The organism is Streptomyces sp. NPDC034085 (assembly GCF_055575555.1).
Genome location: NZ_JBVISL010000005.1, coordinates 1 through 24,302, shown reverse-complemented (window position 1 = coordinate 24,302; position 24,302 = coordinate 1). Strand labels below are relative to the sequence as shown.

Genomic DNA, 24,302 nt, shown 5'->3' with positions numbered 1-24,302 from the left:
CAACCGTGACGACCGCGGTGGCGACCGTGGTGGCTTCCGCCGCGACGACCGTCCCTCCGGTGGCTTCCGCTCCGGCGGCGCCGGCGACCGCCCCTACGGCCGTCGTGACGACAACCGCCCGTCCGGTTCGACCGGCTCCTTCGGCGGCCGCCGTGACGACAAGCCCCGCTGGAAGCGCAACGGCTGACGCCTGAGCGACGCCTGACGAGGACTCGGCCCCCACAGCACTCCGGTGCGGTGGGGGCCGAGCCCATTTCCGGCCGTTTCGCCCCTCCCGCGCCGGTTGGCGGGAAACCGCCGGGGCCACACCCGGCGATACCCGATCGGTCAGCAGCCCCTCTCCGGCTATGCTCTGGGGTGAGCACGTGGAGGGCCATTAGCTCAATTGGCAGAGCAGCGGACTTTTAATCCGTTGGTTGTCGGTTCGAGTCCGACATGGCCTACCGCTCGCAGGCGCCCCATCCGAATACTCCGGGTGGGGCGCTTCGCTGTTCCCGGGACCGCCGGCGGCTTGATGCGGGTGCTGCTCCCGGCGCCGGGATTATTCGGTTCTTAGGCCTCTGACCTGCGGTGATGTCGGTTCGTGGGGGTGTGGGCGGGTTAATTGGCGGGAGCCGTCCCCCGGATGACGTAGAGTTGGGTTTACCGACGCGGGGTGGAGCAGCTCGGTAGCTCGCTGGGCTCATAACCCAGAGGTCGCAGGTTCAAATCCTGTCCCCGCTACTCAGTACGAAGGCCCGGTTCCCCTGTGGAACCGGGCCTTCGTCGTGTCCGGACCTTTTACGCGGCGCCCCCGTGGGCGGTGCCCCGTTCCGGGTCGCCGTCACCCCTTCGGCCCGGCCCGCTCGCCGAAGGGGGGCGTCCGGCGCCAGCCTTGAGGCTCGGGGCGCGACCGGGCGGCAGGAGAGCAGCGTGGCGGGGCTGGGCCGGCAGGACGGCGACGGCGGCGCGGACGGCACCGCCCGGCGGGTGGTGCGGACCATGCCGGTCCTGCTGATCCTGCTCGGACTGGTCTTCGACCTGGCGACCCCGCCCAGTTTCACGGGTTCCCCCTTCTTCACCGCAGCCCCGCTCATCGCGGCGCCCCTCTACGCCTTCCGGGCCACCGCGCTGACCGGGATCGCCTCCTCGCTGACCGTCGTCGGCCTGCACCTCCACAACGGCACCAGCGCCAAGGTGGAGGCCCTGACCGAGCTGGTGACGGTGGTGACCGTCTCGGCGCTGGCGCTGCTGATCAACCGGGTCGTACGGCGCAGCGGCGAGCGGCTCGCCTCGGCGCGCGGGATCGCCGAAGCCGCGCAGCGGGCCGTGCTGCCGACCCCGGCCGAGCGGATCGCCGGGCTGCGCGTCCACGCCCGGTACGAGGCCGCGCAGGCCGATGCGTTCATCGGCGGGGACCTCTACGCCGTCCAGGACACCCCGTACGGCGTGCGGCTCGCGGTCGGCGACGTCCGGGGCAAGGGGCTGGGTGCCGTGGAGGCCGTCGCGGTGGTGCTGGGGGCCTTCCGGGAGGCGGCGGAGACCGAGCCGACCCTGGAGGGGCTCGCGCAGCGCCTGGAGCGGGCGCTGGTCCGGGAGGGCGCGAGGCGGGGCAGCCTGGACGCGGTGGAGGGGTTCACCACGTGCGTGCTCGGGGAGGTCCCGCCGGGCGCCGAACGGCTGCGGCTGCTCAACCGGGGGCACCCGGAGCCGCTGCTGCTGCACGCGGACGGGCGCGTGGCGGTACTCGCCCCGGCCGAGCCGGCGCTGCCGCTGGGTCTGGGCGAGCTGGCGGCCGACGGGGCGGGCCGGCCCGAGGAGCGGCCCTTCCCGGCGGGCAGCACGCTGCTGCTGTACACCGACGGGCTGAGCGAGGCGCGGAACGGGTCGGGGGCCTTCTACGATCCGGCGGCCCGGCTGCGGGGACGTGTCTTCGCGGGGCCGGAGGAGCTGCTCGGGGCGCTCAGCGACGACGTACGGCGGCACACGGGCGGCGCGGCGACGGACGACATGGCGCTGCTCGCGGTGGGCCGGACGGGGGAGGGGCGGCCGGGGCGACGGCGGACCGTTCCGGCGGCGCACCACGACGACCTGTGAGTCGCCGTGCGTAGCGAGGCCGGTGCGCTCGGTTGGACAGGTGACGGTGCGTCATTTGGCCGGTGTGGCTGAAGTGAGAGGGGTGGCGTGGGTGGATTGCACCGAGTTGGGCTCCGGTGGGGCCAATGCGCTGGCCAAAGCTGTTCGGGGCGTGGCTGATTGGCGTTAACGATCAATCGCATCAGCTTGGAATCACACCTCCCCGTAGATTACCTTTCGATAACGCAGCGCGGTCGTCCCAGCCGTCGCAACGACGGCACCCGTTTGCGTTCTCGCCCATGAGGAGTGTGCCCCGGTGGCCTCCAACTCGCCTGCCCCTGAAGGCATCGACGTCCAGGAGACGCCCACCGCCGGAGCCTGGGGCGAGTGGAACCCCACGGAGGACTCCGCCCGCCCGGTCCGCGGCAAGCACCGCGTCCTCAAGCCGCGCGGCGGACTCGCCCGCAGCTCGACCGTGCTCGGCGTCGGCGTGATCGCGGCGGTCGGCGCGGGCGGCATCGCCACCGCCCAGGACCGGCCCCAGGTCGCCATATCCATGCCCTCCATGCCGGACCTGCTGGGCGGGGGCGGGAACTCCGGCGGCGGCGAGGTGCACACCGCCGCCGCAGCCGATTCCGGTGCGGGTGCCGGGGGCGGGGCCGCGACCGCGGACCTGCCGCGGCAGGCCGACGCGGGTGAGGCGCTGCGCCACCGCATCCTCCAGCAGGCCGAGTCGCAGCAGGACGCCGTCGACGCCCAGGTCCGGGCCGACGCGGAACGGTCCGCGCGCGAGAGCGCCGCCCAGGAGGCCCGGACCCAGCGGGAGGCGGCCGACAAGGAGGCCGAGCAGGCGCGCGTCGCCGCCGAGCAGGCAGCCGCGGAGAAGGCCGCCGCGGACAAGGCGGCCGCCGAGCAGACCGCGGCCAAGGCCGCTCCGGGGGCGGGCTCGGCGTCGGGTACGGGCACGAGGGCCGCCGGCGGTTACTTCCTGCCGACCTCCTCCTACACCCTCACCTCGCACTACGGCGTCTCCGGCTCCATGTGGTCCTCCGGCTACCACACCGGCCTCGACTTCGCCGCCCCCACCGGCACCCCGGTCAAGGCCGTGGGCGGCGGGAAGGTCATCTCCGCCGGCTGGTCGGGCGCCTACGGGTACCGGATCGTGCTCCAGCTCGACGACGGTACGGAGGTCTGGTACTGCCACCTGTCCTCGATGTCCGTGACCTCCGGCTCCGTGGGCGCCGGCGAGACCATCGGCCGGGTCGGCGCGACCGGCAACGTCACCGGTGCGCACCTCCACCTCGAGGTGCGCAAGGGCGGCTCGACGGTCGACCCGCTGGCCTGGCTGGGCTCGAAGGGCCTCGACGTCTGAGACGACCGGGCGGCTACGGCCCCCCTTCAGGTCGGGGAGGCCGACAGCTCCGGCTTCCTGGCAGCCGGTACGGGGACCCTCGCGGGCGGCGCGGCCGACGGGCTCCAGCGCGGTGGGGGCAGCAGCTCCTCCAGTACGGCGGCCCGGGTCAGCGCGGGCGCGGCCGTCGCGCGGCGGTGCCAGAGCCGGTGCAGCAACTCGCGCTCCCGCTCGGCGAATTCCGGGTCCCTGTCGCCCGGGCCGGAGCGGCGGGCGTGGCGGCGCAGCAGGGCGAGGGCGGCGGCGTCCGCCGCGTACCGGGACACCGCGCGGGCGGCGGGGCGGCCTCCGCTGCGGCGGGCCAGGACGCGGGCCAGTGAGCGGGCCGGCATCGAAGCCAGGGCCGGCACCTCCGCCGGACCGAGCCAGCCCGCTGCGGAGTACACCGACAGCTCCGCGGACACGGCCCGCAGCCGCCGGCGCCGTATCCGCACGGCCAACCCCAGCAGCAGGGCGAACGCCGGGACCATCACGCAGCCGTAGACCGCGTAGAACCCGTACTTCCCGAAATGCGAGGAGCCGTTCCACAGCGCGTGCGCGCCCATGGCCGACGCCAGGCCCAGCAGCGGCAGCCCGGTCCGGCGCATGCGGCGGACCGCGAGCGCGGCCGCGCCGAAGCCGAGGCCGGTCAGCACCGTGAAGAGGGGGTGTGCGAACGGAGAGAGCACGACCCGTACGAAGAACGTCGCCGCCGTCACCGAGTCCAGGGCCCGGGTGCCGTGGGCCAGGTCCTCCTCGAAGGCGTTGCCCAGGTAGAGGACGTTCTCGGTGAAGGCGAAGCCGGTGGCGGTGAACCCGGCGAACACGAGCCCGTCGGCGGCGTCCCTGAACTGCCGTCTCCGGAAGAGGAAGACGAGGAGCAGGGCCGCCGCCTTGGCGGTCTCCTCGACGACCGGGGCGACGGCCACCGAGCCGAGCCGGTCGGCGGCCAAGGGGTCGGTGGAGGCCGCGGCCATCCACTCCGTGGCGAAGCTGTTGGCCAGTATCGCGATCAGCGCCGCGGTGCAGGCCCCCCAGCCGAAGCAGAACAGCAGCGTCCGCCAGGGGCCCGGGGCGGCCCGGCCGAGCCACCGGAACGCCGCCATCAGCGGCGGCACCGGCAGCAGGGCCAGCCCGAGGCCCACGAAGAAGCCGGCCGTGCCGGTCTGTTGCCGCACGAGTTCCAGGATGGCGGCCCCGGTGGCGGTGAGCAGCGTGACGAGCACGCACATGCGGGCCGTGCCCGAAGTACGTGCGAGCACACGGGAGAGCGCTCGGTACACATGATGACCCTACCGAGCGGGTCGGACACTCGGAGTGACGTTTGTCAGTTCTTGGGGCCGGGTTCGAGTGCCGACCCGGTGCGGCGTGTGAAGAGGAGGTCGTGGACGACGTGGCCCTTGTCCAGTCCCTGGCCCTCGAAGCGGGTGAGCGGGCGGAACTCGGGGCGGGGCGCGTAGCCGCCGTCGGGCTGCGTGTTCTCGAACGCCGGGTGCGCGGTGAGGACTTCGAGCATCTGCTCGGCGTAGTCCTCCCAGTCCGTCGCGCAGTGCAGCAGCGCGCCGGGCGCCAGGCGGGTGGCGGCCAAGTCCAGGAACTCGGGCTGGATCAGGCGGCGCTTGTGGTGGCGGGCCTTGGGCCACGGGTCCGGGAAGTACACGCGCATCCCCGCGAGGGAGGCGGGCGGGAGCATTTCGCGCAGCAGGATGATCGCGTCGCCGTTCGCCACGCGGACGTTGGTGAGCCCGTTGCGCTCGGCGAGGGCGAGGAGGTTGCCCTGGCCGGGGGTGTGCACGTCGGCGGCGAGGATGCCGGTGGAGGGGTCCGCGGCGGCCATCTGGGCGGTGGCCTCGCCCATGCCGAAGCCGATCTCCAGGACGACGGGGAGGCCGCCGAACAGCTGGTCGAGGTCGATGACCTCGTGGCCGTCGATGTCGAGGCCCCAGGTGCCCCAGAGCCGCTTCAGCGCCTCGCCCTGGCCGGTGGTGACCCGGCTGCGGCGCGGCTGGAAGCTGCGGATCCGGCGCTCGTGGTGGGAGCCGGCGGGGTCGGGCGCGGGGCCGTCGGGAAAACGCGGCTCGGTGCGCCACTTGGGCGGCGAGTACGGCGCCGCGGGGGCCTCCGGCGGACCGTCGGGGAGGCTGGGCTGGGGGTTCAGGGGCTCAGACACAATGCGGGGATTCTACGCGGTGACCCTGCCCTGGCCGTTGCCCTGGCCGTTGCCCTGGCCGGGCGGGGTGTGGGTCGCTGGTGTCCCGGTGGGCCGGTGGTGGCCCGTTGGGCGGGGGCTGTGGCGGGGTGTCGTGGGCCGGGGTCGGGGGCGGGGTGGGGTGTCGTCCGGGACGGGCTTCGATGTTCGGCGCCTGTTCCGGATCCGGTGGGGAAGCGGTACCTCGCGCCGAATTCATCTCGTTTTAGTCCCGGACGACACCCCACCCCGCCCCCGACCCCTCCGTCTCGCAGCCCAACCCGGCCTCGTCGGCGTTTGAGGCGCGGGGTCTGGGGCGGAGGGGGCTCAGGGAAGGTGTCGGAGGGCTCGGGTGGCGATCTCGCGGCCGATCGGGAGCGACGCGGTCGCCGCGGGCGAAGGGGCGTTGAGGACGTGCACCGTCCGCGGCGCCTCCCGGATGAGGAAGTCGTCGACCAGGGTGCCGTCCCGCAGGACCGCCTGGGCGCGGACCCCCGCCGCCGCGGGGGTGAGGTCCGCCTCGGTGACGGCCGGCAGCAGGCGGCGTACGGCTTCCGTGAAGGCCCGCTTCGACAGGGAGCGGTGGACCTCCCCCGCTCCGTACCTCCAGTGCCGCGCGGCCATCCGCCAGGATCCCGGCCAGGCCAGTTCCGTGGCGATGTCCCGGGGGCGGACGGTGCCCCAGCCGTAGCCCTCGCGGGCCAGCGCGGGGACGGCGTTCGGGCCGACGTGGACCCCGCCGCCGATGCCCCGGGTGAGGTGGACGCCGAGGAAGGGGAACGCCGGGTCGGGCACCGGGTAGACCAGGCCGCGGACCAGTTCCGGGCGGGCCAGGTCGTGGTACTCACCCCGGAAGGGGATGATCCGCATGCCCGGGTCGTCACCGGCCAGGCGGGCGACCCGGTCGCACTGGAGGCCCGCGCAGTTCACCAGGACGCGGGCGCGGAAGACGAGGCCCGAGGTGGTGCGGACCGCCACCGCGGAGGGGCGGCGGGAGATCAGGTCCACCTCTGCGCCGTAGACGGTTTCCGCACCGGAGGACTCGGCGAGCTGCTCCGTGACCCGGCCGTAGTCCACGATGCCGGTGGTGGCGACGTGGATCGCCGCGAGGCCGCGGACCTCCGGCTCGTACTCCGCGATCTGGGCCGGTCCCAGCTCGCGCACCGGGATGCCGTTCTCCCTGCCGCGCTGGACGAGGGAGTGCAGGCGCGGCAGCTCGGAGCGGTCGGTGGCGACGATCAGCTTGCCCGTCACCTCGTGCGCGATGCCGTGCTCGGCGCAGAACTTGACCATGTCGGCGGCCCCGCGCACCGCGTAGCGCGCCTTGAGGGATCCGGGGCGGTAGTAGATACCGCTGTGGATCACCCCGCTGTTGCGCCCCGTCTGGTGCCGGGCCGGGCCGGCCTCCTTCTCCAGCACGGTCACCCGGGTCCCCGGGGCAAGGCGCGACAGGGCATGCGCGGTCGACAAGCCGACGATCCCGCCACCGATCACCAGCACGTCGCAGTCCACGCTGACACCTCCCACCCCTGCATACTGCACCCCGCCACCGACAACGGGGCTACGCGGGTGTCACCAGCAGCGGCCGGGCGCGCTCGCGCAGCTCCGCCACGCGGGGTTCGTCGCCGTACGGTTCCAGCCGGTGCAGCAGGTCCCGTACGTACTCGTTCGTCCGCGCCGAGGAGATCCGGCCCGCCACCTCCACGGCCCGGGTGCCGGCCGCGCAGGCCGCGTCGAGGTTGCCGGACTCCAGCTCCGCGACCGCGCTCACCACCAGGCGCAGGCCGTGCGAGCGCACGTACTCCTCGGTGGGGCGCGACAGCGCCTGCTCGGTGAAGCGGCGGACCTGGCGGGGGAGTTTGAGATCCCGGTAGCATTCCGCCGCATCCGCCGCGAAACGGTCGTACGAGTAGAAACCGAGCCAGGTCGGGTCGGGATCGCCCTCGCGGGAGCGTTCCAGCCAGGCCTCGGACGCCCGCAGCGCCGCCCCGGCGGCGGCCGAGTCGCCCGCCTTCGCGTGGGCCCGCGCCTCGACCAGGCGGAAGAAGCTCATCGTGCGGGCGGTGGCGAGCCCCCGGTTGCGTTCGACGGCGGCCTGGGCGAGGTCCACGCCCTCGTCGGGGAAGTCCCGGTAGGTCGCCTGGAGGGACATCGAGGCCAGCACGTACCCGCCGAGGGGGACGTCGGCGGCCGCGCGGGCCAGCCGCAGCGCCTGGATGTAGTAGCGCTGCGCGGCCTCCTGCTGGCCGGTGTCGAAGGCCATCCAGCCGGCCAGCCGGGTCAGTTCGGCCGTCGCCCCGAAGAGCGCGCGGCCCACCTCGTCGGAGTAGGAGCCGAGCAGCAGCGGCGCCGCGTCCACCCGCAGGCACTCGGGCACCATCGACGAACGCCAGTCCCCGCCCCCGTACTTCGAGTCCCAGCGCCGGGCGTCCTCGGCGGCCTCGCGCAGCTTGGCCACGTCGCTGTGGCCCACGCGCTGCGGAGCGGCCGCGGGCGGCGGCGGGGGCGGCGGCAGGGGCGCGGTTTCGGGTCCGGGCTGGGAGGGCACAACGCCCTGAGCGGGGGTTTCCGGCGTCCGTCGCGGCGGGGCGGCGGCGGTGGAGGCCCGTACCGGAGCGGGCTCGCGGACCGCACCCGGCGCGGGAGCGGCTGCGGCGGCCGGGGCTGCGGGGGCCGTCCCGGGCGTGGTGTCCGGGGCGCCGGAAGGGCCCGGTTCGCGGGCCACGGAGCTGTCGGCCGGAGATATCAGCCACCGCGAGGCGGGCGTCGCGTACGCCGACACCGAGAAGGAACCGGCGAGCGACTGCCAGATCCCGCCACCGCCGCGCCGCCCGGCGAGGTCCAGCCGGTAGAGGTCGGTCGCCGAGCGCACCGCCGCCCCGAGGTCGCGCGGGAAGGCCAGGCCGACCTCCGGCGCGGGATCGGCGTCCGCCAGCCCGATCTCGTGCAGCGGGACCGGACGGCCCAGCTTCGCCCCGATGGCGGCGGCGATCAGGTGCGGCGCCGCGCCCTGCGGCACCATCCCCTTGGACACCCACCGCGCCACCGACGTCTTGTCGTACCGGAGCGTCAGACCGCGCTGCGCGCCCAGGTCGTTGACCCGCCGGGCCAGCCCCGCGTTGCTGATGCCCGCGAGGGCGAGGACGGCGCCGAGCTTCTCGTTGGGCTCCCGGAGCTCCCTGGACATGCGCCACCCCTCGCCACACGCGGAACGCAGACGCCGCCGGGGCATAGGCGCCCGGCATTTCGTAAACCCAGCGTAGTTCCCCGCCTCCCAAGCGTTAAGGCCCCGACTTCCGTATGGCGGGATTGTTGTCCGTATGCACAGTCGGCGCGGGGGGCGTGCCCCGGGCGCACGTGTCAGCTCGTGCTCCGGCCGTGTGGCCGTGCGCCCGGCCGTGCGCTCTGGCCGCTCCCGGGACCCGGCGATTCGATGTGCGGTGCGTGGGTCGGCCCGCCGCTGGATCCGGCGGGCCGGGGGATGCCGCTGCCCCAATCCCCGCGGGTGGCGGAACGGTCCGGGAGGTGGGAGACGCCTCCCGGGCCGCGCCCGCCGCCCTTCCGGGCTCCCCGCGCGGAGGCCCGTACGGGCCCTCAGTACGGCCGAAGAATGGCCGAAACCGACCTATGGGGCGGTGGGAACGGAACGCCAAATACCGTGTGGCCCAGGCGTGTTCGTTTACATGTGCGCCCCCCGAAGCCACTCCCGCACGCCCTTCTCGTGGCAGCATGGACCCCGAGCCACCCGGGGTCCCGCCGGCCGCGCCCTCCGAGCACCCAGGCACGCCGACGCACGGTGTCCGTGCCGTTCCGGCCGTCCGTTGCCCCGGTCATGTGCCCACGGGCTGGGGGAGGCGGCGGTGCGCTGGTTGGTCGGGTGGAGCAGTATCGCCGCGAGCTTCGGCACGGCAGGACGGGTCCCCTCCGGCCCCGGCCCCCACGACTCCCCCGGCCCCTCCCACGGCCGCCCGCCGCACGCCGGCCCGCCGCAGCACGGCGGCATCGCGGACGCCGCCCACGCCGACGACCCCGCCGCCCGCGACGCCGAACGCACCGTCCACCCCGTCGGCGCCCAGCTCCTGTGGGGCGACCCCGACCCCCTGTGGGCCGTCGGCGACTGGCGCCCGGACGAGGTCCGCACCGTCACCGCCGACCCCGCCGACCCCTTCACCCGCCTCGCCGTACTCGGCTGCTGCGGCGCCACCGACGACGAACTGCGCCGCGCCCTCTACGCCGCCCGCGGCGGCGCACTGCGCCACCTCACCCAGTGGCCCGGCAGCTACACGGCCGTCGTCCAGGCGGGGCGCCGCATCACCGTCCTCGGCGACCTCGCGGGCGCCCGGCCCGTCTTCTACACCCCCTGGGCCGGCGGGACCGCGTACGCCACCGCCGCGCTCCCGCTCGCCGACCTCATCGAGGCGCAGCTCGACGTGGGCCACCTCGCGGCCCTGCTCGCCTGCCCTGACAGCCCCGAGGCCCTGGGCGACGGCACACCGTACGCCGGCGTCCGGCGCATCCCGCCCGGCCACACGCTGATCCTGCGCGAGGGCTCCCGGGAGATCACCGGGTACGAGCCGGTGGCCTCCCTCGCCGTGGCCGCCCCCGAGGCCGACGCCGAGCGGGCGGTGGAGGGCGTGCGCGAAGCACTGGTCGACGCGGTGCGCGCCCGGCTCACGGCTCCGCGGCATGCCCCCGACACGCTGGTTCCCGACCCCGGACCCGTCCCCGGCATGGGCCCCGCCGACCGGCGCGCCGCCCGCGGCGCCCCCGCCCCCGGCGTCGGCGCCGACCTCTCCGGCGGCACCGCCTCCGCCACGCTGGCCCTCCTCGCCGCCGGCCTGCCGGGCGCCCCCGGAACCCTCCCCGGCTCCGGCTCGCGGCTCCTCGCCGTCACCTTCAACGACCTCGCCACCCCGCAGGGCCGCGAGGGCGAACTCGAACGCGCCCACGCCCTCGCCGCCGACCCCCGGCTGCACCACGTCGTCGTCGCCGCCGCCGAGGAAGCCCTCCCGTACGCGGAACTCGACGGCCCCCTCACCGACGAACCCGGCCCCTCCCTCGTCTTCGCCGCCCGCGAACGCCGCCGGCTGGCGGCCGGTTCCGCCGACCACTTCACCGGACACGGAGCCCGCCGGGTCCTCGACGCGCACCCCGCCCGCATGGCCGACCTCCTCATGGACCGCAGGCGCCGCCACCTGCTGCGCCCCGTCGCCGCCCTCGCCCGCTCGGCGCCCGCGGACCCCCTGCTGGTCCCGTTCTCCGTCTACACGGCCGCCCGCCGCCTCGCCCGTACGCCGTACCGTGCGGGCATGGAGGCCGCGGCGGCCCGGCTCCGCGAGGGCGGTGCCGCCCTCGCCGCCGCCGCCTCGGGGCCGGTCGACGCCTCGCTGGCGGCCCTGACCTGGTCCCGCCCGGGCCCGGCCGCGGGCTGGCTCACCGGCGAAGCACTGGCGGAAGTATCGATCCGTCTGCGGGCCGCCGCCGGACGCCCCCCGCTCTCGCTGCGGCCCGGCGAGGCCCGCGCCCGCGCGCTGCTGGCCCGCCACGCCGCCGACCACCGGGTCTTCGAGCAGGCGGTGGAGGTACGCAGCCAGCGCCTGCACGCGCCGTTCCTCGACAACCAGGTCGTACGGGCCGCGCGGGCCCTGCCGGAGTCCCTGCGGGTGCAGCCCGGGGCCCGCGCCGAGATCCTGCGCAGCGTCCTGGCCTCCGCCGGGGTGCGTGAACTCCCGCCCGGCTGGGGCGCCACCGCCCACGCCCCGAACGAGACCGCCACCCGCCTGGGACTGCGGGCCGCCCTCACCTCGCTGCTGGCCCTCTTCACGACGCCGCTCCTCGGGGACGCCGGCCTGGTCGACGCCCGCGTCGTGCAACAGGCCCTGATCGACGCCGCCGAGGGCCGGCCCGTCCCCCTCGACGGGCTCGCGGAACTCGTCTCGATGGAGCTGTGGCTCCGCCGCCTCCTGGCGCGCCGGGGCACCTGCTGGACCGGCACCTCCACCCCCCGCCGCCGCGCCGTCCCACCCCTGGACACCCCCCTCCCCCGCCTGGCCCCCCGCCCCCTCACGGCGGGCCGCTAGCCCTGGGGCGCGGCGCCATGCGGCGCGGCGCACGGCCGCAGCGCCGGCCTCGCCGCCGGCGGTAGCTGAAGCGCGGGGGTACGGCCTCGTCCAGCGTCACCCCCTCGGCGGCAGCCGCCCCGCCGGGCTCTCGCCCCATCGGCCCGGTGACGGCCCGGCAGGTTCCGCCCCGGCGGCCGCCGACGGTCCGCCGCGGCGGCCCCGAGCTCCGGCGGTAGCTGAAGCGTCGGGGTACGGCCTCGCCCCGCGGCACCCCGTCGGCGGCAGCCGCCCGCCCCCGCCCGCCCCGCAGGGCCAAGGCAGAATGGCCCCGGTGCGGTACCTCATCCTCGGCACCACCACGGCCCGCGACGACACCGGCGCCCCCCTCACCCCCGGCGGCGCCCGCCTGCGCGCGCTCCTCACCGCCCTCGCCCTGCGCGCCGGCGCCCCCGCCGCCGCCTCCGTCACCGACCTGGTCGACGAGGTCTGGGGCGACGACCCGCCCCAGGACGCCCCCGCCGCCCTCCAGGCCCTCGTCTCCCGCCTGCGCCGCACCCTCGGCTCCCGCGAAGCCGTCCACGCCGACCCCGCCGGCGGCTACCGCCTCGCCGCCACCCGCGAGGACGTCGACCTCCACCGCTTCACCCGCCTCGCGGCCCTCGGCGCCGAGCAGCTCACCGCCGACCCCGCCACCGCCGCCACCACCCTGCGCGAGGCCCTCGCCCTGTGGCGCGGCCCCGCCCTGGCCGACCTCCCCGAACCCGCCCGCACCGCACACGCCGCCGCCTGCGAAGCCCGCCGCGCCGCCGCCCTGCGGGACCGCATCGAGGCCGACCTGCGCAGCGGCGCCACCGCCCCCGCCGCACTCCTGCCGGAGATCGAGGCGCTGATCCAGGAGCATCCGTACGACGAACCACTGCGCGCCCAGCAGCTCCGTGCCCTGCGCGCCGCGGGCCGCCCCGCCGACGCCCTCGCCGCATACGAGCGCACCCGCCGCGACCTCGCCGAAGGCCTCGGCGCGGACCCCGGCCCGCGGCTGCGCGCGCTGCACGCCGAACTGCTCCAGACCCCGTCCCCGCAGCCCCGCGGCAACATCCGCCCCCGCCTGACCTCCTTCGTCGGCCGCGAGCCCGAACTCGCCGCCCTCGCCGAGGACCTGGACCGCGTACGCCTCGTCACCCTCACCGGCCCCGGCGGTTCCGGCAAGACCCGCCTCGCCGAGCACGCGGCCGCCGCCCGCCCCGGCTCCGGCTGGCTCGTCGAACTCGCCCGCCTCGACCACCCCGCCGCCGTCCCCGGCGCCGTCCTCAGCGCCCTCGGCCTGCGCGACAACGGTCTCGTCGCCCGGGAGAAGACCGCCGCCCACGACGACCCCACCGCCGTCCTCGTCGAACACTGCGCACACCGCCGCCTGCTCCTCGTCCTGGACAACTGCGAGCACGTCATCGGGGCCGCCGCCGAACTCGCCGAACGCCTCCTCACCCACTGCCCCGGCGTGCGGATCCTCGCCACCAGCCGCGAACCCCTCGGCGTGCCCGGCGAGTTCCTGCGCCCGCTCGATCCGCTGCCGCCCGGCCCCGCGCACCGCCTCTTCGCCGACCGTGCCGCCGCAGCCCGCCCCGGCTTCAGCCCGGCCGAGGACCCGGCCGCCGTCGCCGAGATCTGCGACCGCCTGGACGGGCTGCCGCTGGCCATCGAGCTGGCCGCCGCCCGGCTGCGCCTGCTCACCCCGCGCCAGATCGCCGACCGCCTCGACGACCGCTTCCGCCTGCTGACCGGCGGCGCCCGTACCGTCCTGCCCCGCCAGCAGACCCTGCGCGCCGTAGTCGACTGGTCGTGGGACCTCCTCGACGCGGCCGAGCGCACCGTCCTCGCCCGGCTGTCCGTCTTCGCCGGCGGCTGCGACCTGGACGCCGCCGAAGCCGTCTGCGGCGACGCCCGCGCGCCCGGCGCCGCCGACACCATGGCGGCCCTCGTCGACAAGTCCCTCGTCGTGGCCGTCCCCGAGCCCGACGGCATGCGCTACCGCATGCTGGAGACCATCCACGAGTACGCCGCCGAGCGCCTCGCCGAGGACCCCGACGACGCCCGCGCCACCGCCCTGCGGCACGCCGGCCACTACCTCGCCCTCGCCGAGCGGGCCGAGCCGCTGCTGCGCTCCCCGGGCCAGCTCCCCTGGATCCGGCGCGTCGAGACCGAGCTCGACAACCTCCGCGGCGCCCTCCACACCGCCACCGACGGCGACCCCGAAGGGACCGGCCCCGAGACCGCCCGGCGCCTCGTCTTCGCCCTCAGCTGGTTCTGGTGGCTGCGCAACTACCGCGTCGAGGGCGCCGAATGGACCGGCCGGGTCCTCGCCCGGACCCCCGCCGACCCGCCCGAGGGCACCCCGGCGTACTGGCACTTCATGCGCCTGGAGATCCTCCACGTCTTCCTGATTGCCGAGAGCACGGGCCTGGAGGGGTTCCGCACGCCCGAGCAGCGCGCCCGCGCCGCCCGCGTCAAGGCGGCCTTCCGCCGGGGCTGCCCGGAAAGCACCGTCTTCCCCGGCATGCTCTGGCCCGCCACCTCCTTCCTCACCGGCGAGGGCGCCCACTTCCACACCGAACTGGAGACGACCGTCGCCAACTGCCGTCGCCACGCGGGCGACTGGGAACTCGGCGTCACCCTGCTGATGCGCACCCACGCGGCGCTCGACATGACCGGCGGCCTCGACACCGCCGACGCCGACCTCGCCGAGCTCCACGCCATCGCCGACCGCGTCGGGGACCGCTGGATCCGCGCCCAGGTGGCCAGCGCGTCCGGAGAGGCCGCGCTCGCACGCGGCCAGTACGACAGCGCCCGCGCCGCGTACGAGGAGTGCCTGCGGTTGGCCCGCGAGGTCGGCGCCCACATCGAGGCGCCCTTCGCGATCGCCCGCATCGCGGAAACCGCCTTCTGCGCCGGGGACTACGAGAGGGCCGAACGGCTCCTCGCCGAGGCCGTGCACGAAGCCGACGAGCGCGGCGCCGTGTACGACGTGACCACCTTCGCCGGACTCCTGACCGCCATGCTCGCCCTCCGGAACGGCGACTTCCCCCGGGCGGCGGCCGCCTGCGCCCGGGCCCGCGCCGAAGCCGCACGGATCACCACGCCCCCGCAGCTCACCGCCGGGCTCGACCTGGCCGAGGCCGTCCTGGCCGCCCGCGCCCGGGGCCCGGAGGCAGGCCTGGCCAGGATCGGGCCCGCCCTCGCCGAGGCGGCCGGCGCGCGCTGCGCCGAACGCTTCCTGGCCGGTCTCGCCGAGACGGCGTCCCTGCTGCTGGCCGACGCCGGGCATCCGGCCGAGAGCGTACGAGTGCTCGCCGCGGCCACCTCATGGCGCGCGGGCCGGCCCCGCCCGGTGCCGGAGGAGGCCGCCCTGGAGGGACTCCCGGAGCGCACCCGCGCGGCCCTCGGGGCGGCCGGCCAGGCCCGGGCCGAAGCCGAGGGCCGGACCCTGACCCCGGCCGAGGTGGCCGCCGTACTGTCCGCCTTCACGGTGGACGCCGGCGTCAGCGGCAGCTGATCACCGCGTCGGCCCAGCTCGCCAGGGTCGGCAGGTGTCCCGGTGCGGCCTGCTCCACCACGAGCCGCAGCGTCGTGCGCCCGGCCAGGGGCACGTCGACCGGCACGGGGGCGTCGCCGTACCCGAGCGCGTCCGAACGCCACAGCCGCTGACCGTCGCCGTACACGGAGAACCGCACCGTCCCGTCGGTCAGCAGCGACAGCCCGTCCACCCCGGCCCGTGCCGAGAAGCGGGTGCACCGCCGGTTGAGGGTGATCTCCACCGTGGAGCGGGAGGCGACGGTGATCCCCTGCCCGAACCGCTGCCCGCCCGCCACCAGGCCCCACCGCTGCCACACCCAGCTGCTGCGCCAGGTCTCCAGTTCGGGACCGGTGTGCTGCCCGTACGCGGAGTGCCCGAGGCGAGCCAGCGCGAACCCCTGAGCCGGCCCCGGCGCCGGTGCCGGCCCGCCCCGCGACGGAGACGGAGTCGGCGGCGTGGGCGAGGCCTTCGCCCGCGGGGTCACCGCGGCGGACGGCGGCGCGGCCACCGCGGCCGGCACGGACGGCGCCGCGCTCCGCCCGGGCGGTACGGATCTCCGCGCAACCGGCGCAGGAGCCCCCGGCGGCGTCGGCTCCGGCGCGGCGGACACCGACGGCGCGGGCACCTCGGGCGCGGTCGGCGCCGCCACCCCGGGCACGGGCTTCGCCCCGGCCCGCGGTTCGGGATCGTCCCCGGCCAGGGCGAACACCACCCCGGCGGCCGCCGCGACCGCCACCCCGGCCGCGATGGCGGCCTTGGCCGGCAGCCCGAGCCCCTCGGAAACCACCGCACCCCCGGCACCCCCGGCCCCGCCCCCACCGACAGCCCCGGCCCCGGCAGCACCGGCCCCCGCAGCCCCCGCCCCGGCCGACGACCCTCCCGCCGCCGCGGCGGCGGCCCCCGCACCTCCGGCGGCGACGGCCCCGCCGGCCACCACCCCCGCCGCCTTGGCGGCGTACCCGGCGGCGAACCACCCGATGACCGCGACCGGCAGCAGCGCGGGAATGCCCGCGTTGACGTCCTTCAGCTCCCCGGCGGCCAGCCGGCACTTGGCGCACTCCTCCAGGTGCCCGCGCAGCCCCCGCTCCGCCCGCATCCGCAGCCCGCCCCGGGCGTACGCGCCCAGCCGGTCCGCGTACCGGGCGCAGTCGCCGCCCGCACTGAGCGCGGAACTCACGTGCGCCTGGAGGTAGGCCTGCTTGAGCCCCTCCCGGGCCCGGCTGGCCAGCACCGCCGTCGCGTTGGCGCTCAGCCCGAACAGCGGGGCGATCGCACTCGGCGAGGCGTCCTCGACGGTGGTGTGCCACAGCACGGCCTGCCACCGCTCCGGCAGGCTCCGGAAGGCCTGCATCGCGAGCGAACGCTCGGCCGCGTGCATCGCCCTGACCTCGGCGCCGAGTTCCAGGGTGTCGTCCCCCGACAGCCCGCCGGCGCTCTCCGCACCCGCGGCCGCCTGCTCCGCGAACACCGCGAAGTCCTCGACCAGGTGCTCCCGCCGGGCGGTCTTCGCCCAGGCCGCGGCGACCCGCCGCACGGTGGTCAGGAGGTAGGCCCGCACCGACTGGTCCGGCCCGGCCCCGCCCCGTACCGCTTGCAGCGTCCGCGCGAACACCTCGGCGGTCAGGTCGTCGGCGGTGTGCCCGTCCCGGCAGCAGGTCCGCGCGTAGCGCCGCACCGCGTCGGCGTGCCGACGGAACAGCTCCTCGTACGCACCGTCGTCACCCCCGCGCATCCGGGTGAGCAAGTCCGCGTCGGACGGCGGCAGGTCCACCCCGGACGGGCCGGACGCGGCGTGCCGGCCACCGCGTTCGCGCTGGGCCGGGACCTGCCGGGCGGGCAGACCACCCGCCGCGGCCCCGGTACCGCCGACGCCACCAGGGGACTCGTCCCGCCCGTCAACGCTCACCGCGGAAGCCCCCGCACGACACACTCAGACCGGTACACCGATCCAGCCTGGCACACGGCAGTGGCGCCCCGGCCGCCTCTCCGCGCCATCCACCCGTCCGGGGACGATCCGGCGAATCACCGTACCGTTCCTCACCCCTTCGAGTGAGCGGCCATCCGAGGCCCACCGTTGACCCGGCCCGCGCCGGCCGACGGCCCGGCCCCCACCCCTGCGGGGGCCGGCCCGGCAGCCGTGCGGCGGTTCACGACGGCGGACCGGACCACGGCTCCGGCGCGGCTCACGCCGTCCGGGAGCGCAGCCCCTCGAGCAGGATCTCCAGCAGCCGGGCCGAAGCAGCGGCCTGCTGCGCCGGGTCGGGCAGTGCGGGCGCGGCGGTCGCTATCACCAGCAGCACATCGGCCACCGTGACATCGGCCCGCAGCTCACCGGCCTCCCGCGCCCGGTCCACCAGCCGGCCCACGACCTCCAGCAGGGCACCCGCGCCGGCGTCCTCCGCCGGCTCGTCCTCGACCGAGGACCGCGCGCCCACGACGCGCAGCTCCGGCACGGCACCCGCCGTCCCGCCGACGGCGGCCTGGCGCTGGTGCGGCACCCGCGCGGCGGCCTCGTCCTCGGCCGCGTCCTCCTCGGCGGCCGCGCCGACCCGCAGCACCTGCGGCGGCAGCAGCCTGCCTGCGCCGGAGGCCACGGAGGTGCGCAGGAAGCGCGACAGCGCCTGCCACGGCTCCTCCTCCTGGCCCAGGGCGGACTTGGCCTGGTCGGTCAGCCGGGCGGTCTCCTCCTCGGCTATCCGCCGGACCAGCACGTCCTTGCTGGGGAACCGCCGGTAGACGGTCCCGACGCCGACGCGCGCCCGCCGTGCCACGTCCTCCATCGGAGCCCCGTAGCCCAGCTCGCCGAAGACCTCGCGGGCCGCCCGCAGGACGTGCTCGAGGTTGCGCTGGGCGTCGACGCGCAGCGGCGTGGAGCGGCCCACGCCGTGGGTGGTCGTGCCCGCCATCACGCGTCCGCCGGTCTCCGCGGACAGAGCGGTGACAGAGCCATGGAAATCGGAAATGTTCATATGTATCCCCCGGTAATCACTTGTCTCCCCCCGGAGACACTCCCCGCCTTCGTGTCGAGGGGGGCCACGGTCATGAGGGCCCCGGTCCTACGTCCTCGACGGGATACGAACATAGTTGAGCCAGAGTCAATTCAGAAGAGGCAGCCCCCGACCGAGCACCGCCCGATCGGAGCATTCACCCCCACTTTTCCGCCACAACTCCCCGGAATCACCCCTTCCGAAGCGTTGACCTGCGAACTTCCCACGTGATCCGGATCTCCTGACGGCCCCGTCCCAAGGCCCCCACCGGTCACACAATGTGCCGAGCCTGTGGACAAACTCCCGGCCACGGTGCGTCATGGGATGGTGAAGGCTGCTAACTCCCGGGGCGACGAACCCGGTACCCCGCCCCGCACGCGCATCCTCGTCGTCGGCGGCGGCTACGTCGGCATGTACACGGCCCTGCATCTCCAGCGGAAGCTGAGATCCGGCGAAGCCGAGGTCACGGTGGTGACCCCCGAGCCCTACATGACGTACCAGCCCTTCCTCCCGGAAGCCGCCGCCGGCGCGATCTCACCCCGGCACGTCGTGATCCCCCTGCGCCGCGTCCTCGACCGCTGCCGCATCGTCATCGGCGAAGCCCGCAGCATCGACCACGCGAAGCGGACCGCGACCGTCACCACCCTCGCCACCGCGGAGGAGGGCACCGGCGGCATCGAGATCGAATACGACGAACTCGTCATCGCCCCCGGCTCCGTCTCCCGCACCCTTCCCGTCCCCGGACTCGCCGACTTCGGCATCGGATTCAAGACCGTGGAAGAGGCCATCGGCCTGCGCAACCACGTCATCGAGCAGATGGACATCGCCTCCTCCACCCGCGACCCCGCGATCCGCGACGCCGCCCTCACCTTCGTCTTCGTCGGCGGCGGATACGCCGGCGTCGAGGCGCTCGGCGAACTGGAGGACATGGCCCGGTACGCGGCCCGGTACTACCACAACGTCAAGGCCGAGGACATGAAATGGGTGCTGGTCGAGGCCAGCGACCGGATCCTCCCCGAGGTCGGCCCCGAAATGGGCACCTACACCGTCCGCGAACTGCGCAGGCGCAATATCGACGTCCGCCTCGAAACCCGCCTCGAATCCTGCGAGGACCGCGTCGCCGTCCTCAGCGACGGCTCCCGCTTCCCCACCCGCACCATCGTCTGGACCGCCGGCGTCAAACCCCACCCCGTCCTCGCGGCAAGCGACCTCCCCAAGAACGAACGCGGCCGGCTCACCTGCACGTCCTTCCTCACCGTCGAAGGCGTCGAACACGCCTGGGCCGCCGGCGACGCCGCCGCCGTCCCCGACATCACCGCCGCCGAACCGGGCCGCGAATGCGCCCCCAACGCCCAGCACGCCGTCCGCCAGGCCAGGCAGCTCGCCGACAACATCGTCGCCGCCCTGCGCGACGAGGCCCTCACCGAGTACGCCCACAAGTACGCCGGCTCCGTCGCCTCCCTCGGCCTGCACAAGGGCGTCGCCTTCGTCTACGGCCGCAAGCTCAAGGGCTACCCCGCCTGGTTCATGCACCGCGCCTACCACCTCAGCCGCGTCCCCACCTTCAACCGCAAAATGCGCGTCCTCGCCGAATGGACCCTCTCCGGCCTCTTCAAGCGCGAGATCGTCTCCCTCGGATCCCTCGAACACCCCAGGGCAGAATTCGAACTCGCCGCGGGCGCCGGCCCCAAGCACCACCCGCCCAAGCCCGCCCCCAACCCCCCGCAGGACAACCAGGGCTGACGTTGTCAGTGCCGTCGGCCACACTGGACGTGTGACCATAGGTGGGCTCACGCCTGCGCAGAGTGACGCCTGCACGGGTGACACCTGCACGAGTGACACCGTCCAGCGACCGACCACAAGGGCACCTCCCGGCACCCGCCGGGCGGGGACACCGCGACCACTTGCGACACCACGAGGCTTGAACGCAGTGAACTTCACGCGCTGGAGCGCCCGCTTCCCCGGCACGCAGCGCCGCGCCGCCGCCCGGAACGAGCACGCCGCAGCCCAGGCCAAGCGGGGCGAGGGCTCCGTCCCGGCAGCCCGCGGCGCCGTCGGCCACCCCGCCACACCCGCCGAAGGCACCCCCGCCGACGCCACCGTCCGCGGCACCGGCACGGCACCGCTCCCCGCCGTCCCCGCCCTCGACGAACTGCCCGTACGGGAAGTCCTCGGCCTGCTCCCGGCCCTCGTAGCCCTCGTCCACGGCCCCGACCACCGCGTCGCCTACGTCAACGACGCCTACACCGCCGGCTTCGGCCCCCGCACCACCGGCGCCCCCGCCCACACCGCCCTCCCCGAACTCGGCGAGCTCGGTCTGCTTCCCCTCCTCGACCAGGTCCAGCGCAGCGGCAAGCCCCGTACCGCCAAGAACCGCACCGCCCCCGGCGGCGGCAGCTCCTACACCGTCACCTGCACCCCCGTCGAGTTCCCCAAGGCAGCCGCCGACGGCGAACCGGACCCCGACCACACCGGCATCCTGGTCCACCTCGCCGACGTCACCGACCATGCCGAAGCCGTGGAACGCCTGCGCGCCAGCGAACGCCGCCAGCGCGAGGCCGCCGTCACCCTCCAGCGCTCCCTGCTGCCCCAGGAACTGGAACAGCCCGACGACCTCCGCGTCGCCGCCACCTACCAGCCCGGCGGCACCGAGGCGGCCGTCGGCGGCGACTGGTACGACGTCATCACCCTCGGAGCCGGCCGCACCGCCCTCGTCATCGGCGACGTCATGGGCCGCGGAGTCCGCGCCGCCGCCGTCATGGGCCAGCTCCGCACCGCCGTCCGCGCCTACGCCCGCCTCGACCTGCCCCCGCACGAGGTGCTCCAGCTCCTCGACGGCCTCGCCGCCGAGATCGACGCCAGCCAGATCGCCACCTGCGTCTACGCCGTCCACGACCCCAACGAAGGCCTCCTCGCCTACTCCTCCGCCGGGCACCTCCCCATCCTCGTCCGCGACGAGGACGGCACCGTACGCCGCGCCGCCGACCCCACCGGCCCACCGCTGGGCACCGGCGGCTGGATCCACACCTCGGGCACCATCGCCCTCGGCCCCGGCTCCACCGCCGTCCTCTACACCGACGGCCTCGTCGAGCGCCGCGGCGAGGACATCGACGAAGGCGTCGCCGCCCTGGAACGCGCCCTCGCCGGCGCCCAGGGGACCCCCGCGATCATCTGCGACCGCCTGATGCGCGCCCTCGGCGTCGACGCCGACCACGACGACGACGTCGCCGTGATGGTCCTCCAGCAGCCCGCCCGCACCGGCACCGACGCCGAGCTCTTCCACAACGCCGCCCTCGAACTCCTCGGCGGCGTCGAAGCCGCCCCGCGCGCCCGCGCCTTCGCCCAGGGCGTCCTCAGCTCCTGGCGCTTCCCCGTCGAGCTGTGCGACCTCGGCGTCCTGGCCGCGAGCGAGCTCGTCGCGAACTCCCTCCAGCACGGCACCCCGCCCATGCGTCTGCGGCTGCGCCGCACCGACCGCCGCCTGATCGTCGAGGTCACCGACGGCGACGACCACCTCCCGCGCCGCCGCCGCGCCGAACCGGCCGACGAGACCGGCCGCGGCATCTCGATCATCGCCACCATCGCCTCGGCCTGGGGCTGCCGCCGCACCCCCGGCGGCGGCAAAGCCGTCTGGTGCGAGTTCGCCCTGCCCGACAAGTAGCCGTACCAAAAGAGGGAGAGCCCCCGGCCCAAAGGACCGGGGGCTCTCCCTCCACACATACGCGCCCTACACGGCCACGCGCTCCGCAGGCTCCACGGCCACCACGGCCTCGGCACCGACCGCCGGCCCCTGGGCCACGACCCGGCTCACCAGCGACGGGTTGTCCTGCACCGGGCTCAGCCGCCCGCCGAGGCGCAGCGCCAGCACCGCGATCCCCAGCGAGACGAGCACGAACACCCCGATGTAGAGCATCGGCACCCCGGCTCCCAGCGGCACACCGAGCGGCCCCAGCGCCAGCGCCATCTGCTTGACCAGGGCGAAGGCCGAGTTGTACTGCCCGACCGAGCCCTCCGGCGCCAGGTCCGCCACCAGCGGCGCCAGCGTCGGCGAGAGCATCGCCTCACCGATGCCGAAGAGCGCGTACGTGGTGACGAACGCGGCGGCGGCCATCACCGCACTGCCGTGCCCCAGCCCCGAGAACCCGGCGATCAGCCACGCCACCGTCCAGATCAGCCCGACCAGCGCGATGACCCGCGACCGGCGCCGCTTCTCCACCATCTTCACCACGGCGAACTGCGCCACGACGATCGCCCCCGTGTTGGCGGCCAGCGCGAACCCGAGCGTGGACGGCGAGATCCCGGCCGCCTCGGTCCCGAAGGCCGCGAGACCCGACTCGAACTGCCCGTAGCAGGCGAAGAACAGGACGAAGCCCAGCACGCACAGCTGCACCATCGCCTTGTGCCGCAGCAGCCGCTTCCAGCCGCCGCCGGCCGGCGCCGCGTCCTTGGCCATCGCCGTGCTGATGTTCTGTACGTGCGGCATCCGCACGGTGGCGATCACGGCCGCCAGCACCAGGAACATCACGGCCTCGATGCCGAACAGCAGGGTGAAGCTGCCGGGCCGGCTCTCGTCGACGATCTGACCGCCGACGAGCCCGCCGATGCCCAGCCCAAGGTTCTGCATGAAGAACTGCAGGGCGAAGGCCCGCGTCCGGGTGGCCGGGGTCGAACACCACACGATCATCGTGGCCAGGGCCGGCTGCATCACGGCCTGCCCGGCACCCAGCGCCAGCGCGGACAGCAGGATCGCCGGGAGGCCGGTGGAGAGACCGAGCGAGAGCGCGCCCGCCGAAGCGGCGACGGCGGCCCCCATGACCACCGGCACCGGACCCCGCCGGTCGATGACCCGGCCGGTGAAGGGCAGCGCGACCAGAGCACCGAGGGCGAACGCCACGAACGCACTCGTGGCGGCCATCGAACCCAGACCCCGCACCTGCGCCACATAGATGTAGAGGAACGGAACCGTGAAACCGATGCCGAACGCGGTCAGCGCGTTGCCGGCCTGGATCCGCCGCATCGCAGCGCCCATCACCTTGGTCACTTCTCACCTGCCTTGAGAGCCGAAGACTGAAGACTTCAGAACTTCATACCTAAACTTCGATCCTTAACTCTACACATCGAAGGAGTTAGATGCCAACGGGTTCGTGCCATACTTCGGGCCATGGCTGAGACCCCCAACGGCGACACGCCCGTCCACGAGCCGAGCCTCGATGAGCAGATCGCCGTCTACCAGCGCGAGTTCCAGGACCTCGACCCGCAGGTCGAGAAGGTGGTCTCGGCCCTGAGCCGGCTGAACCGCCGCATGAACGTCGCGTACGGCCGCCAGACCGCGGCCCTGGGCATCAGCAACGCGGAGTGGGAGGTCCTCAAGGCCCTCGTCATCTCCGGAGCGCCCTACCGGATGGGCCCGAGCGAGCTCGCGAAGCAGCTCGGCCTGACGCCGGCGGCGATGACCCACCGGATCGACCGCATGACCGCGGAGGGTCTGGTCACCCGCGAACGGGACGAGTCCAACCGGGTCCGCGTGATCGTGGAGCTGACGGACGAGGGCCGCAGCAAGTGGCTCGACGCGATGCGCGCGGCCACGGTCTTCGAGGAGGACCTCCTCCAGGACCTCTCCACCGCGGAGCGCGGAGTGCTGGGCGACATGCTCACGCGCCTCCTGGACCGCGTGGAAGACCTCCAGTCCCCGGCCTGACCTCCGGGGGTTGACACGCCCCCCGCGGATCCGTAAGGTTCTTCGAGTTGCCCCGGAGCCGAAAGGTTGTGGAGGCAACGAATCCCGCCGCCTCGTAGCGGCAACTACTCAGCACGATCTCCCACTGGGAACGAATTCGGCGTGCCCGAATTCATTTCCGAAGGCCCGATTATCGGTTGCCGGGGAAATCCGCTAGAGTTCAGGAGTCGGAAGGGCCCAACAGCCCGGAAGACAAACCCCGCTGACTGGGGGTCAGGCCCGAAAGAGTCTGATAGAGTCGGAAACGCAAGAACACAGAACGAAAGCCCGGAGGAAAGCCCGAGAGGGTGAGTACAAAGGAAGCGTCCGTTCCTT

Annotated in this window: 15 protein-coding genes and 2 tRNA genes; 10 read left to right on the top strand and 7 right to left on the bottom strand. The window is 74.9% G+C overall.

Features of this window, described 5'->3' with window-relative positions:
- The 5 genes from ACZ501_RS18715 to ACZ501_RS18695 all read left to right on the top strand — a co-directional run.
- On the top strand, nucleotides 1-187 hold a 187-nt coding region (locus tag ACZ501_RS18715; protein ID WP_468796674.1), incomplete at its 5' end, for a hypothetical protein.
- A gap of 183 nt (nucleotides 188-370) precedes the next feature.
- Nucleotides 371-443 (top strand) — tRNA-Lys (locus ACZ501_RS18710).
- Between the two features lie 206 nt (nucleotides 444-649).
- Nucleotides 650-723, top strand: a tRNA-Met gene (locus ACZ501_RS18705).
- A 72-nt stretch (nucleotides 724-795) separates the two neighbouring features.
- Nucleotides 796-2,076: a PP2C family protein-serine/threonine phosphatase gene (locus ACZ501_RS18700; protein WP_468796671.1), complete on the top strand. Its 1,281-nt coding sequence runs from the start codon at nucleotides 796-798 to the stop codon at nucleotides 2,074-2,076.
- A gap of 295 nt (nucleotides 2,077-2,371) precedes the next feature.
- Nucleotides 2,372-3,427: a peptidoglycan DD-metalloendopeptidase family protein gene (locus ACZ501_RS18695; RefSeq protein ID WP_468796667.1), complete on the top strand. Its 1,056-nt coding sequence runs from the start codon at nucleotides 2,372-2,374 to the stop codon at nucleotides 3,425-3,427.
- 26 nt (nucleotides 3,428-3,453) lie between these two features.
- Here ACZ501_RS18695 and ACZ501_RS18690 read toward each other — a convergent pair whose 3' ends face one another.
- The 4 genes from ACZ501_RS18690 to ACZ501_RS18675 form a co-directional block, all read right to left on the bottom strand.
- Nucleotides 3,454-4,677, bottom strand: a complete 1,224-nt coding sequence (locus ACZ501_RS18690; RefSeq protein ID WP_468797302.1) for a PrsW family intramembrane metalloprotease — start codon at nucleotides 4,675-4,677, stop codon at nucleotides 3,454-3,456.
- 95 nt (nucleotides 4,678-4,772) lie between these two features.
- The gene (gene trmB / locus ACZ501_RS18685; protein ID WP_361608831.1) at nucleotides 4,773-5,615 is read right to left on the bottom strand and encodes a tRNA (guanosine(46)-N7)-methyltransferase TrmB; all 843 of its coding nucleotides are present in this window, start codon (nucleotides 5,613-5,615) and stop codon (nucleotides 4,773-4,775) included.
- A gap of 345 nt (nucleotides 5,616-5,960) precedes the next feature.
- Nucleotides 5,961-7,175 (bottom strand): L-2-hydroxyglutarate oxidase, encoded by a 1,215-nt coding sequence (gene lhgO, locus ACZ501_RS18680; RefSeq protein WP_362462908.1) that lies wholly within the window; start codon nucleotides 7,173-7,175, stop codon nucleotides 5,961-5,963.
- A 19-nt stretch (nucleotides 7,176-7,194) separates the two neighbouring features.
- Entirely contained in the window at nucleotides 7,195-8,820 is a 1,626-nt protein-coding gene (locus ACZ501_RS18675) for a sporulation protein (RefSeq protein WP_468796664.1), read from the bottom strand.
- A gap of 673 nt (nucleotides 8,821-9,493) precedes the next feature.
- On the opposite strand from ACZ501_RS18675, the gene ACZ501_RS18670 reads away from it, so the two are divergent.
- Nucleotides 9,494-11,713 carry an asparagine synthase-related protein gene (locus tag ACZ501_RS18670; RefSeq protein WP_468796661.1) on the top strand — a complete coding sequence of 740 codons (2,220 nt, stop codon included), beginning with the start codon at nucleotides 9,494-9,496 and terminating at the stop codon, nucleotides 11,711-11,713.
- Nucleotides 11,714-12,017: 304 nt separating this feature from the next.
- The gene (locus ACZ501_RS18665; protein ID WP_468796658.1) at nucleotides 12,018-15,242 is read left to right on the top strand and encodes a BTAD domain-containing putative transcriptional regulator; all 3,225 of its coding nucleotides are present in this window, start codon (nucleotides 12,018-12,020) and stop codon (nucleotides 15,240-15,242) included.
- On the opposite strand, the gene ACZ501_RS18660 is transcribed toward ACZ501_RS18665, so the two are convergent.
- Both ACZ501_RS18660 and ACZ501_RS18655 read right to left on the bottom strand, forming a co-directional pair.
- Nucleotides 15,229-17,169 carry a sigma-70 family RNA polymerase sigma factor gene (locus ACZ501_RS18660; RefSeq protein ID WP_468796655.1) on the bottom strand — a complete coding sequence of 647 codons (1,941 nt, stop codon included), beginning with the start codon at nucleotides 17,167-17,169 and terminating at the stop codon, nucleotides 15,229-15,231. The genes ACZ501_RS18665 and ACZ501_RS18660 overlap by 14 nt on opposite strands.
- Nucleotides 17,170-17,446: 277 nt before the next feature.
- Complete coding sequence (locus tag ACZ501_RS18655) at nucleotides 17,447-18,232, bottom strand: TetR/AcrR family transcriptional regulator (protein WP_361609992.1); 786 nt, start codon at nucleotides 18,230-18,232, stop codon at nucleotides 17,447-17,449.
- A 342-nt stretch (nucleotides 18,233-18,574) separates the two neighbouring features.
- On the opposite strand from ACZ501_RS18655, the gene ACZ501_RS18650 reads away from it, so the two are divergent.
- The gene (locus ACZ501_RS18650; protein WP_361609993.1) at nucleotides 18,575-19,993 is read left to right on the top strand and encodes an NAD(P)/FAD-dependent oxidoreductase; all 1,419 of its coding nucleotides are present in this window, start codon (nucleotides 18,575-18,577) and stop codon (nucleotides 19,991-19,993) included.
- A 187-nt stretch (nucleotides 19,994-20,180) separates the two neighbouring features.
- Nucleotides 20,181-21,911: an ATP-binding SpoIIE family protein phosphatase gene (locus ACZ501_RS18645; RefSeq protein WP_468797300.1), complete on the top strand. Its 1,731-nt coding sequence runs from the start codon at nucleotides 20,181-20,183 to the stop codon at nucleotides 21,909-21,911.
- A gap of 66 nt (nucleotides 21,912-21,977) precedes the next feature.
- On the opposite strand, the gene ACZ501_RS18640 is transcribed toward ACZ501_RS18645, so the two are convergent.
- A complete protein-coding gene (locus ACZ501_RS18640) occupies nucleotides 21,978-23,279 on the bottom strand; it encodes an MFS transporter (protein WP_468797298.1) in 1,302 nt (433 codons plus the stop codon).
- A 132-nt stretch (nucleotides 23,280-23,411) separates the two neighbouring features.
- On the opposite strand from ACZ501_RS18640, the gene ACZ501_RS18635 reads away from it, so the two are divergent.
- A complete protein-coding gene (locus tag ACZ501_RS18635; RefSeq protein ID WP_361609994.1) occupies nucleotides 23,412-23,948 on the top strand; it encodes a MarR family winged helix-turn-helix transcriptional regulator in 537 nt (178 codons plus the stop codon).
- Nucleotides 23,949-24,302 lie beyond the last annotated feature (354 nt).

What these genes read in the sequence shown, in the direction of transcription:
- ACZ501_RS18655 (WP_361609992.1), bottom strand. Translation starts at nt 18,232, where the DNA reads ATGAACATTTCCGATTTCCATGGCTCTGTCACCGCTCTGTCCGCGGAG.
- ACZ501_RS18640 (WP_468797298.1), bottom strand. Translation starts at nt 23,279, where the DNA reads ATGGGCGCTGCGATGCGGCGGATCCAGGCCGGCAACGCGCTGACCGCG.
- ACZ501_RS18675 (WP_468796664.1), bottom strand. Translation starts at nt 8,820, where the DNA reads ATGTCCAGGGAGCTCCGGGAGCCCAACGAGAAGCTCGGCGCCGTCCTC.
- ACZ501_RS18665 (WP_468796658.1), top strand. Translation starts at nt 12,018, where the DNA reads ATGGCCCCGGTGCGGTACCTCATCCTCGGCACCACCACGGCCCGCGAC.
- ACZ501_RS18635 (WP_361609994.1), top strand. Translation starts at nt 23,412, where the DNA reads ATGGCTGAGACCCCCAACGGCGACACGCCCGTCCACGAGCCGAGCCTC.
- ACZ501_RS18690 (WP_468797302.1), bottom strand. Translation starts at nt 4,677, where the DNA reads ATGTGCGTGCTCGTCACGCTGCTCACCGCCACCGGGGCCGCCATCCTG.
- ACZ501_RS18650 (WP_361609993.1), top strand. Translation starts at nt 18,575, where the DNA reads ATGGTGAAGGCTGCTAACTCCCGGGGCGACGAACCCGGTACCCCGCCC.